General features: G+C 36.6%; 13 protein-coding genes. 4 read left to right on the top strand and 9 right to left on the bottom strand.

Going from position 1 to position 11,680, the window contains the following annotated elements:
• Positions 1 to 11: 11 nt before the first annotated feature.
• The 4 genes from FHT21_RS09460 to FHT21_RS09475 all read right to left on the bottom strand — a co-directional run bounded on the left by FHT21_RS09460 (position 12) and on the right by FHT21_RS09475 (position 4,058).
• Entirely contained in the window at positions 12 to 1,286 is a 1,275-nt protein-coding gene (locus FHT21_RS09460; protein ID WP_167294431.1) for an OmpA family protein, read from the bottom strand.
• Between the two features lie 236 nt (positions 1,287 to 1,522).
• Positions 1,523 to 2,185 carry a YdeI/OmpD-associated family protein gene (locus FHT21_RS09465; protein ID WP_167294432.1) on the bottom strand — a complete coding sequence of 221 codons (663 nt, stop codon included), beginning with the start codon at positions 2,183 to 2,185 and terminating at the stop codon, positions 1,523 to 1,525.
• An 89-nt stretch (positions 2,186 to 2,274) separates the two neighbouring features.
• The gene (locus FHT21_RS09470) at positions 2,275 to 2,805 is read right to left on the bottom strand and encodes an RNA methyltransferase (protein ID WP_167294433.1); all 531 of its coding nucleotides are present in this window, start codon (positions 2,803 to 2,805) and stop codon (positions 2,275 to 2,277) included.
• Between the two features lie 95 nt (positions 2,806 to 2,900).
• Entirely contained in the window at positions 2,901 to 4,058 is a 1,158-nt protein-coding gene (locus FHT21_RS09475; RefSeq protein WP_167294434.1) for a galactokinase, read from the bottom strand.
• Between the two features lie 76 nt (positions 4,059 to 4,134).
• Here FHT21_RS09475 and FHT21_RS09480 point away from each other — a divergent pair, with 76 nt between their 5' ends.
• Both FHT21_RS09480 and FHT21_RS09485 read left to right on the top strand, forming a co-directional pair.
• On the top strand, positions 4,135 to 5,184 hold the full coding sequence (locus FHT21_RS09480; protein WP_167294435.1) for an aldose epimerase family protein: 1,050 nt from the start codon (positions 4,135 to 4,137) through the stop codon (positions 5,182 to 5,184).
• A gap of 3 nt (positions 5,185 to 5,187) precedes the next feature.
• The gene (locus tag FHT21_RS09485; protein WP_167294436.1) at positions 5,188 to 5,583 is read left to right on the top strand and encodes a DUF1398 family protein; all 396 of its coding nucleotides are present in this window, start codon (positions 5,188 to 5,190) and stop codon (positions 5,581 to 5,583) included.
• Positions 5,584 to 5,749: 166 nt separating this feature from the next.
• On the opposite strand, the gene FHT21_RS09490 is transcribed toward FHT21_RS09485, so the two are convergent.
• The 4 genes from FHT21_RS09490 to ribD all read right to left on the bottom strand — a co-directional run bounded on the left by FHT21_RS09490 (position 5,750) and on the right by ribD (position 9,209).
• Positions 5,750 to 6,610, bottom strand: a complete 861-nt coding sequence (locus FHT21_RS09490) for a nucleoside phosphorylase (protein ID WP_167294437.1) — start codon at positions 6,608 to 6,610, stop codon at positions 5,750 to 5,752.
• A gap of 75 nt (positions 6,611 to 6,685) precedes the next feature.
• Entirely contained in the window at positions 6,686 to 7,300 is a 615-nt protein-coding gene (locus tag FHT21_RS09495) for a YigZ family protein (protein WP_167294438.1), read from the bottom strand.
• Entirely contained in the window at positions 7,287 to 8,156 is an 870-nt protein-coding gene (locus FHT21_RS09500; protein WP_167294439.1) for a DMT family transporter, read from the bottom strand. The genes FHT21_RS09495 and FHT21_RS09500 overlap by 14 nt, the downstream gene beginning before the upstream one ends.
• Positions 8,157 to 9,209: a bifunctional diaminohydroxyphosphoribosylaminopyrimidine deaminase/5-amino-6-(5-phosphoribosylamino)uracil reductase RibD gene (gene ribD, locus FHT21_RS09505; protein WP_167294440.1), complete on the bottom strand. Its 1,053-nt coding sequence runs from the start codon at positions 9,207 to 9,209 to the stop codon at positions 8,157 to 8,159.
• An 80-nt stretch (positions 9,210 to 9,289) separates the two neighbouring features.
• Here ribD and prmC point away from each other — a divergent pair, with 80 nt between their 5' ends.
• A complete protein-coding gene (prmC, locus tag FHT21_RS09510) occupies positions 9,290 to 10,177 on the top strand; it encodes a peptide chain release factor N(5)-glutamine methyltransferase (protein WP_167294441.1) in 888 nt (295 codons plus the stop codon).
• Positions 10,178 to 10,297: 120 nt separating this feature from the next.
• Here the strand turns inward: prmC and xerD are convergent, their stop codons facing one another.
• A complete protein-coding gene (gene xerD / locus FHT21_RS09515) occupies positions 10,298 to 11,197 on the bottom strand; it encodes a site-specific tyrosine recombinase XerD (protein WP_167294442.1) in 900 nt (299 codons plus the stop codon).
• 50 nt (positions 11,198 to 11,247) lie between these two features.
• On the opposite strand from xerD, the gene aroQ reads away from it, so the two are divergent.
• A complete protein-coding gene (aroQ, locus tag FHT21_RS09520; RefSeq protein WP_208398899.1) occupies positions 11,248 to 11,664 on the top strand; it encodes a type II 3-dehydroquinate dehydratase in 417 nt (138 codons plus the stop codon).
• Positions 11,665 to 11,680: the final 16 nt, after the last annotated feature.

Here is an 11,680-nt window from a genome sequence, read left to right on the forward strand (position 1 = left end):
GTTAATTCCGGTTAGTATAAAGTAAACTCTACACGACGGTTTTGTTGACGGCCAGCTGCAGTTTTGTTGGTTGCAATTGGTTGGTCAGGTCCGTAACCTGTAGCTTCGATTCTTGATGCATTTGCACCTTGAGATACTAAATAAGCTTTTACCGATTCGGCTCTGTCTTTAGATAAACGTAAGTTTAACTCTCTGCTACCGGTATTATCAGTATGACCAGCTAATTTTAAGCTAAAGTTTTTCTCTACCAATAAACCAGCAACGCGATTTAAAGTAGCATACGATTTAGAACGGATAGTCGATTTACCTAAATCGAACTCTAAGTTAGAAATTGCATCTCTAACCACTTTACGGTCAGCCTCGGTAATTACTTTGGTTTCTTTAATAATTTCGCGTTGAACTTTGATTGGGCAACCAGAACCATCAACAACTGTACCCGATGCAGTTCCAGGGCATTTATCAAATTTGTTTGCTACACCATCATTATCATCATCACCCAAATCTTTAGCATATTGTTCTCTATCACGTTGTGCATTTTGCTCAGCAGTTGATAGTGCTCTTCTTAATTCAGCACTTTCTTCAGCACTTTCTTTGCGTAAGTTTGCTAATGAGCTATAGTTCTGCAATTGAGGTTTTTCTTTACTACCTAATGCAAATTCTACACCAGCATGCGCATAGGCAAATCTACTTTTCGGTAATGATTCAGGAGATTTAATGAAGTTAACATCATAACCCAAATCAATATTTATTCCTTTCGCAACGCCTAATTTAACACCGGCACCCACTGGAATAAACCAACCTTCTCTGCCTTTACTTTCGCTAACAATTGCACCGCTTGTACTGTAATCAGACGACATATAACCTGCACCACCTTTTAAGTAGGGGATTAAAATTGCATTTTCGTTATTAATATTGATATTAGCAACGTTAAAAACAGCAGTTAAGGCGCCAGACCATTGAACACTCTGTTGAAAATCAGTAGTTCCGTTGGTTGATTTGATATCACCTCTTAAAAAGTCAGCCTGCAGGCCTAAAGATGGTAAAATTTGTTTTCTAACATTTACTCCGTAACCGATACTTTTAAATTCTTTTGCTGTAACACTTCCAGAACCGAAAATAGTATTAGGAGAAAGTATGCCTCCATGTACACCTACGCTCCAGGTACGAAAAGATTTTTCTCCAAACCTAGAACCAGTTGTAGTAGTTGGCGTTTCCTGTGCAAATAATTGTGATGATAAACCTAATAAAGCAATCAACATTGTTGATTTAGTAATTTTTGTATTCATGTTTTTCTATTTTGTAAATATTAGTCTCTTAACAGTTTTTATATCATACTGTTTTGCATAGACTAAGAAAAAACCCTGCCAAAAGCATTATTTTTCTTACAAATAGCATATTATCAGAAGATTAGGAGGGTAAATTAATTTCACAAAAATATTACCATACAACTGAAATCGTGTTGGTTTTTGTATAGTATTCTATACAAAAATTTTAAAATAACTTTAATGTAGTAGTTTAAATTCTACTTGTCTGACGGATTTTTCTTATTATTCAATAACATCTCTAGTGTTTTTTCGAGCCTGCTTATACGCGTCTTTTCCTGTTTTGCAGATAAAAGCCAGAGCACATATTCTTTCCTGTGGCTGTAAGCGAGTTGGTTAAAGTAATCTAATGCTTTAGGATGGCTTTCTAAAAGGGTTTTTAAATCTTCAGGGAGTTTAACAGTTTTATTCACCGGATCTATATATTCACCAAACCCGTTGGTTTTAATGTGATCGTTCCGCATTCCAGATGGCTTAACTTCTGTGATGCGCTTCAGCCGTAAGGCTGTCCAGGTTTCGTTTACTGCTGCCGATGCACATGGTGTTAAACCAAAAACATCCAGTTCTTTCCAGCTTTTCATCAGATCAAGATCGGATTTGATATTTGATGTTTTCTTCGGGTAGAATATCCAGATAATAGTCTTGGCATCAATATATTTAAGATTATTTTTAATCTGCTTATCGAGCTGATCTTTGTTTATGGTGAAAGCGATCAATACATTAAAAACAGCTTCTTCATTATATTTTATTACAATATCCAAAGGGATATCACCAAATATAGCACCCCCTTTCTCAGGAGCATTAACTACCTTAATCACATTACCAGGTCTTACCTGAAGTTTTTTTAAGAATAAATTTTCCATTTAATAAATAGCCTGAGGCCAGAAGATGATATTGCAAAAAAAAAACGCTGTGGTTCTCTGTACTCTCCTTGATAAAAAAGCTGGATAAGTTACAACCTTAATTTAGCAAAGAAATCCCAAAAAACGATACCAGCAGAAATCACAATATTAAAAGAATGTTTAGTTCCAAACTGAGGGATTTCGATACATTCATCAATTTTGGCCATTACCTCATCGCTCACACCATCAACCTCATTTCCAAAAATCAATGCATATTTTTTGTTTGGATCGGGCTGAAAAGTGTTTAACATGGTACTATTTTCTGCTTGCTCAATAGCAACGATTTCATAACCTAAAGCTCTTAAGGTATCAACAGCCTGTAACGTATCTGTATAATGTATCCAATCAACAGATTGTGTAGCGCCTAATGCTGTTTTTTCAATCTCACGGTGCGGTGGTTGGGCGGTTATACCACAAAGTATTACTTTTTCTAAAGCAAACCCATCTGCGGTACGGAAAACCGAGCCTACATTGTGCATACTGCGAACATTATCCAAAACCACTACAACAGGTAGTTTTTCCTGTGTTTTAAAAGCTTCAATATCAGGACGGTTTAATTCGTCTAATTTTAATTTTCTCATTATTTTTAAAGTGATTACAGAGATGCAGGGATTACACCGATTACATTACATCTCGAATCTATGTTTATTCTTACCTAAACAGTAGGCTAGGGGTGTTAATCTGTTATTAAATACGGGCCACTGCCAATTTCGCTAACGTAGATTGCAGCAGAATAGCCAATCTTTTCTACATAATAATCAGTTAAATGTTTTGCAAAGTCTTCTTCAAAGCCTTTCTCTAACAAAGCTATTGCACAACCACCAAATCCGGCACCCGTCATCCGCGCACCGATTACATGATTATACCCAGCGCAAAAATCAACTATCGTATCCAGTTCCTTTCCACTTACTTCGTATAATGTTCGCAAAGATTCATGAGATGCATACATCAAACGACCAAACGCTGTTAAGTCTCCTCCATTTAATGCTTTAGCCGCTAAATGAACCCGGTCATTCTCTTTAACAACATGTGTAGCACGGTTTAAAATAGTTTTATCGGTTATTACATGACTGTGCAGGGCAAATTTCTCAGCGGTTAATTCGCAAAGGTAATGAAGGCTTATTTCTTCGTTTAATAGTTTTAATGCTGTTTGACATTCTGCAACGCGCTCATTATACTTAGAATCGGATAATTCGCGCGACTTATTCGTATTAATGATCGCCAGCACATAATTGCCAAGGTCAATATCAACCATTTTGTATTTTAAGGTTTCACAATCTAAAACAATGGCTTTATCTTTTTCTCCAAAAGTAACTGCAAACTGGTCCATAATGCCCGAATTTAGACCGATAAAATCATTCTCAACGCGTTTAGCGATTTTAACAAGCGCCAATTTATCGTAACCCAGATTAAAATAGGTATTCAGTGCATAAGCAGTGGCTATTTCTATAGAAGCTGAAGAAGAAAGACCTGATCCGATTGGAATGTTTCCGTAGAAGAGAAAATCTAAGCCGTTAATTTCCTTACCATCTTTTATAAATTCGTTGATTACACCAATGGGGTAATTCGCCCAAAGGCTACCATCTTTTTCGTTTATGGTATTGCTTGGTACTGCTGTTTGAGCATCGAAGTTTAGACTTTTAAACCTAAATCTGCCATCGTTATTCGGGGCAATGGCTACCCATGTTCCTAAGGAGATAGCACAGGGCATAACCAAACCACCATTATAGTCAATATGCTCTCCAATGAGGTTAACCCGGCCAGGTGTAAAATAAATGGCATCAGCATTTTTATGGTATTGCTCGGCAAATTTTTCCCGTAGGTTAATGTTCATTTGGCTAAAATATATTTATAAAAAGCATTAATAATAGTATGTTTGTTTAGGAAACAAAAGCCCTAAGTTACAATTTATGAGCATTCAGCAAATACCCACCGGAAAAATTATTGATGGCGAAGAAGTTATCGCAATCGAACTAACCAATAGCAAAGGCACTTATGTCAAAATATTTAATTATGGTACAATTATCAACAAATTTATAGTTAAGAATGCCAAAGGTGAAAAGCAGGATATCGTTCTTGGCTTCGATACATTTGACGAATACCTCAATCCAGCGTATTTAGCAAACTACCCTTATTTTGGTGCTATAATTGGCCGATATGCCAATCGCATTAAAAATGGAAGACTCATTATTGATGATGAAACCTATCAGTTGGCACAAAACGCTGGTACCGACACGCTGCATGGTGGTATAGTAGGCTTTGACAAAAAAGTTTGGGATATTGTTGAAATTAATGATGGGGCACAACCTTCGGTTACCCTGCAATATGAAAGCGTAGACGGCGAGGAAAATTTTCCTGGAAACCTGGTTATTGATTTAACTTTCGAACTGACTGAAAATGATGAATTGATTTTAAGTTATGAAGCAGAAACAGATAAAGCTACAGCCATAAATTTAACACACCATAGTTATTTTAATCTGGCACCCGGAGGCGGAAATATCAAAAACCATAAACAGCAGATTTTCGCTTCAAACTATTTGGAGCAAGATGATAATTATTCGGTAACTGGTACATTAATTCCTGTTGAGGGTACACCTTTGGATTTTACCAAATCAAAAAAAATAGGGCAGGATTGGAATGAAGATGAAGGCTATGATCAAACGTTCGTTTTAGATAAGATTTATGGCGATTTATCGCTGGCCAGTAAAACAATTGAGGATGAAAGCGGTTTAGTTCTAAGCGTATACACTACAGAACCGGTAGCCCATTTGTACACAGCGAAGTATTTAGGGGTAAAGAACGGTAAGGATGGAAAAGATTATGATAGTTATGGTGCCTTTTGTGTAGAAACACAACACCATCCAAATGCCGTTAATATTCCGACATTTCCTAGTACCATTTTAAGACCGGATGACCTGTACACGCAAACAACAATTTACAAAGTTTCATTAAACAGATAAATTATGTTTACGATCGAAAACATCCGGGCAGCAGAATCAAAAATTAAAACTGGTGCAGATTTTCCTCATTTTATAAAAGAAATTAAGGAAATGGGTGTTAAGCGTAATGATGTTTATGTATCAAACGGCTTATCGATTTATTTTGATAATGAAGATAATGCTCAACAGGTGAGTCCTGATGCGTACCCAACGCTGATAGTGAATACAGAATCATCATCTGATAAACTCGAACACGCGTTGAAAATACACCAAAAAGGTGAAACAGATTATTTTACGTTTTGCAAACAGGCAGCGGATGCGGGAGTAGAGAAATGGGTTACCGATCTGGACGAAATGACCTGTACTTATTTAGATGCTGAAGGAAACGAACTGGTTAAAGAGATCATACCAACAATATAGTAAAACGCATAAAAAAGGCCCGAAATTTGGGGCCTTTTTTATTACGCTGCAATCGTCATCTAGACCGAAGTAAAACATAGTGAAGAGATCTATTAGTAAAATCTTTTTTTTCGATGTTAAACCATCGCTTTAAGATTGCTTAGTGCCTAGCAATTACGATTTAGGGTTAAATCCTTTCCAACACCATTTTTATTGCTTGTTCTACAATTTTGTTTGGTTCTTTGCTAAATTCGAATTTTACACGGCTGGCTAAAATTGCGTTTATCGAAATTGCGTTGTGACCTAAAACTTTGGCCAAAGCATAAATTCCTGCGGTTTCCATTTCCAGATTGGTAATGCGGTATTGATTGCTTTTAAAATTATTGATCAGACCGATAAAATCGGGAACTGCATTTTTTGCACGCACAATTCTACCCTGTGGCGCATAAAAGCCAGGTGCAGTGATGGTTATACCTTTGGCCATATCTTTACCAATGGTATTTAATAGTGTTTCACTTGCAGCCGTTAAATAGGGGTTAATATTTTTAAGGTGACCAAAATGAGCCTTAATATCATCCATTAAAAGCTGTTCATCACCAGATAATTGTTGGAGATAATAATTCATTAAAGCATCCATTCCCAAGCCATAAGACGAAGCTAAAATGGTTCCCATCGGAATATCTGGTTGAACAGCACCAGAAGTACCTACTCTAATAATATTTAATGAGGTAAGCGCTGTTTTAATTTCACGGGTTTCAAAATTAACATTAACAAGTGCATCTAACTCATTAAAAACGATATCAATGTTATCCGTCCCAATCCCTGTTGAGAGCACGGTGACACGTTTTTTGCCTACATAACCAGTGTGGGTAATAAATTCGCGCTTACCTTTTTTTAATTCTATCTTATCGAAATATTTGCTTACCTCGCCAACGCGATCAGGATCGCCAACGGTAATTATCGTATCGGCAATATCCCCAGGCAAAAGGTTCAGGTGGTATATGCTGCCATCAGGATTGATGATTAAGTCGCTTTCGGATATTTTCATATTTGGTTTGTATTGATCTGCAAGTTTCGCTGACGAACATAGTTATACTTGCTTATTATATTATCAGCGTTTTTATTAAACAGTTTGCAGGTATTTTAATTTAACACCTTCAATTTTATCAAATTTACTCAAAACCTGATTGAGTTGTGCTTTTCTCACTTCAAATTTCAATATGCAGTCTGTATCAAATTGCTGGCCTAAGATCTGCAGATTTTCTTCTTTGCTTAACTTCATCACCTCGTTCATTTGCAGATATTCGAAATGCACTTCATAAACATCGTTAACTGTTTTGCTAATAATTGTTGACATCTTAATTGATGCTATACTAGCAGATTTATACGCATTAATTAAACCAGGAACACCTAATAATGTACCTCCAAAATAACGTACAACAACAATTAGGATATTAGTGAGATCTTCTGATAATAAACAGTTCAGAATCGGCCTGCCCGCTGTGCCCGAAGGTTCGCCATCATCGTTAACCCTAAAAACAGATCGATCGGGCGTGAGACGATAAGCATAACAAAAATGCCTCGCTTTGGTATGTTCTGCACGTAGATTGGCGATAAGTGGTTTTACTTCATCCTCACTGCGGATTGGGTAGGCATAGGCCATAAACTTGCTTCCCTTATCTCGAAATATACCTTCTGAAGTACTTTCGATGGTTTTATAAGAATCATCGAACAGCATTTTGCGACAGTGTAATGAAGATAACGGCTACAATCGCCAAAATTATACCTGCGTAATTTAATCTGCTCAACTTTTCTTTAAATGCGATTACTCCAATTAAGGTTCCTGCAATAATTACCCCTAAATTCATAGCAGCAAAAACGGTAGATGGATTTTCTGCCAATGCTTTATGCGCCTTCATGTAAAAAAAGATATTCCCAAAATTGAAGAAGCCTAAAACGAATCCACACGCCACATTTACCAGTTGTATTTTTATTTTACCAGCCATTACCATCGAAATTACAATAAGCAATGAAACAATAAATGCCAGGCAAAAAACAGCAAAAAGCGAGGTGGTATAAGACAATTCTTTATATAATGCAATTTGTTTAAAAAGCACGTCGATTACGCCAAAACCGACGAAAACCATCACAGGGTAAATTAGACCTTGTTTACTGGCTTCTTGATGATCTGATTTTCTAAGAAAAGTGAAGAAAATAGCCACAAAACCAATGGACAGGCCAATAATTTTTAGGTTATTAAAATCTTCTTTAAAGATAAAATAAGCAGCCAGTATCGGAATAAATAGTGACAAACGTTGAGCAATGTCGGTTTTAACGATGCCAAGTTTTTTTACTGATGCGGCAAGGAATAAAAATATCGACGGCAATAGAATAGCCAGCGCAATATAAATAGGCCATGGTGCAGCAGATGTGATCAGTTTAACATCAGGTTTAAAAAAAACAAAACATAAACTTAATGCAGCAAAGTAATTGACGGTAACGGCTTGAATAATACTGATTTGGTACCGTTTGGCCAACTTTAATAAAACGGCTACGGTAACACTGCAGCAAATGCTTAAAATAATGTAAATCATTTATTTGATGTCGTTTAGATAGATAGAAAGTTTGTCATTTCCGATTTGCACTGTTTCCTCCAGATTGCCATTAATTTTTGGAGAAGAAATCCCATCGCTCCAACTGGTAGATGAAGTAAAAATACGCGCTTCATCCCATAGGTTAGTACTTAAAAATTGATTTAAAATATTAGCGCCCCCCTCAATAATGACCGATTGTATATCCATGAGGTAAAGCTGAAAAGCGATTTTTTGCGCTAAATAAAAGTGCATATCTTCCATCTGGATATAATGGATATTGTCAATTACATCAGTTTTAACCTCATTGAAGACAATGGTTTTTGCCTCTGAATTGAAGATGTGGTTCGTTACTGGCACCTGAAGGCTTTTATCGATTACCAAACGGATCGGGTTTTTACCCGGCCATTCTCGTGAAGTTAACTGCGGGTTATCCACGATGGCAGTTTGTTTGCCGATCAGGATTGCATCTTCTTCGCTACGCCATTGATGTGCCAAACGTTTAGCCAAAGCTCCACTGATCCATTTCTGGTGACCATCCTTTGTTGCGAAATAACCATTCACGGTTTCGGCCCATTTTAAAATGATATATGGCCTCTGTTTTTGTATCCTCGTAAAAAATCTTCTGTTAAAATTGCGGCATTCATCATCTAAAATCCCACTCACTACCTCAATTCCTGCATTTTTGAGTTTCTCGATCCCTTTACCATCAACACCTGAAAAAGGGTCTCTATTGCCAATAACCACTTTCTTTAGCCTGTGTTTTACCAATAAATCGGCACAGGGCGGTGTTTTGCCAAAATGCGCGCAAGGTTCCAGGTTAACGTAAGCGGTAGCCTTTTTCAATAGATTTTCGGCCTCATTGCCATGTGTATCAAATACAGCTTTAATGGCATTGGGTTCGGCGTGCGATTTTCCATATTCCTGGTGATATCCCTCTCCAATAATTTTGCCGTCTACAACAATAACACAGCCAACCATTGGGTTCGGACTAACATTCCCCAAAGCTAAGGCTGCTAGATCAATACAACGGTTTATATAAAATTCATCGCTCATTAAGGCAAAAGTAGTAAAAAAAGAGTCATGGCCTTATCAAAAGCGTGCTGTTATCATCTCAAATAAGTAATTTTGTACATATGAAGATAGGAGAACTAGCGGACCATTACGAACTCGAACTTGAGCCTTTTTACGATAATAATGAAGCAAAAGCAATATTTAGTATTGCTGCCGAGAAGGTTTTGGCTTTATCTTCTGCTAAACTGATCATGCAAAAAGATATCGATGTCAGTTTTATCAACATGCAAAAACTTTTGAGTATCCTTAACGATTTGCAGATCGGCAAACCAATTCAACACATTTTAGAGGAGGCTCATTTTTACGGCGCTGTTTTTTGTGTTAATGAACATGTGCTTATTCCTAGACCAGAAACTGAAGAATTGGTTGATTGGATCATTTCAGATAACAGTTCGCAGTTTTCAGTCAACACTAACCATAAAATCAGTATTCTTGATATTGGAACCGGCTCTGGATGCATTCCCATCACACTTAAAAAACATTTGCCAAAAGCTGAAGTAGCTACATTGGATGTTTCTCCTAATGCCATCGCCGTAGCCAAAGAAAATGCTCAACAAATCAACGTGAAGATCAAATTTATTGAAGCAGATATTTTGACTTTCAAATCTGAAGAAAAGTTTGACATCATTGTAAGTAACCCTCCTTATATTAGAGATTTAGAGAAAGTAGATATGCATAATAATGTATTGGTTTACGAACCCCATTTAGCATTATTTGTTCGCGATGAAAACCCGTTAATATTTTATAAAGCCATCGCTGACTTTGCGAGAACAAACTTAACACCTAATGGACAACTTTATTTCGAGATTAATGAGTATTTAGGTAAAGAAACGATTGATATGTTAGCTACTAAAGGATTTATTGATATTGAGTTAAGAAAAGATATGCAAGGGAAGGATCGGATGGTTAAAGCTGGAAGTCCGATGTCAGAGATCAGGAGTCGGAAGTAACCTAGCTTTGGTATGGGGCTTTCTCCGTTCGTCCTCCTGAACTTGTTTCAGGATCTATAATTGAAGGAATGCCGCATCTGCGGATTACATTAAAGATGCTTTAGTCTTTCTGCGCTTCAATTAAGATCTCGGATGAAACTGCGTAATTACCTCTCTTAAATAATCGCGATCGATGTGGGTATAAATTTCTGTCGTGGTAATACTCGAATGTCCAAGCATTTCCTGTACGGCGCGTAAATCAGCCCCACCTTCAATTAAATGTGTAGCGAACGAATGCCTTAACGTATGCGGACTTATTATTTTCTTTATTCCAGAAGAAATAGCCAGACTTTTAATCAGGTTAAAAATCGAGATACGGGAAAGTTTAGCGCCAAACCGATTCAAAAAAATAAAATCTTCGTTTCCTTTTTTAATATTAGCATGTACCCGAACTTCATTAATGTAAATATCGAGCAGTTTTAAGGCCACGCTTCCGATGGGCACTAAACGCTCTTTATTTCCTTTTCCAATTATCTTTATAAATTCGATCTTTGGGTACAGATTTGATATTCTTAATTCGGTTAATTCAGTTACCCGTAAACCGCAGCCATACAAAACCTCCATAATGGCCTTATTACGCATTCCATCTGGTTTTGAAGCATCTATAGCAGCTATAAGTTCATTAATCTCATAAATATTCAAAGTATCAGGTAATTTTCTACTGAGTTTTGGTGCATCAAGTAATGTTGTAGGATCATTTGAAATCACATCTTCTAGCATTAAATAAGCAAAGAAAGCTTTTAGTCCTGATATTACCCGAGCCTGTGTACTGGCTTGCATACCTAGCTCATTCAGCCATGAGATAAAGGCTTTCAGATCAGTTATACTAATGTCGGTTAACAAGGGCGCTTTATTCAAAGATTTAAAATACTGGATCAATTTATCAATATCGCTCAGATAAGCATCAACAGAATTGCCAGATAACGACCGCTCTAACTTTAAATACGATTTAAATCCTTTAATATATGATGACCAAAGCATGTTTTTATTTGAGATTTTTTTATAACATTGCAACGTTACAACATTATATTATGAAAATACAAATTATTAACGGGCCAAACTTAAACTTATTAGGTGTACGCGAACCATCTATTTATGGAAACACCAGTATTGAAGATTATATTAAAGAATTAAAAACAGTTTACCCGAATATCGAAATTGAATACTATCAGAGTAATGTTGAGGGCGAAATTATTAATAAACTGCATGAAGTAGGTTTTAGTTATGATGGGGTAGTGCTAAATGCTGGCGGTTATACACACACTTCAGTTGCCATTGCTGATGCGATTGCAGCTATTAAAACTCCAGTAGTAGAGGTACATATATCTAATATTTATGCCCGTGAAGAATACCGCCACATTTCTTTAACGGGTAAAAACTGTCAAGGTGTTTTAACGGGATTTGGTATAAAAGGGTATCGCTTGGCTATCGAAAGTTTATTGATTTAATTTGATCTACTCTGGT

It is taken from the genome of Pedobacter sp. SG908, assembly GCF_011759615.1.
Lineage (GTDB): Bacteria > Bacteroidota > Bacteroidia > Sphingobacteriales > Sphingobacteriaceae > Pedobacter > Pedobacter riviphilus.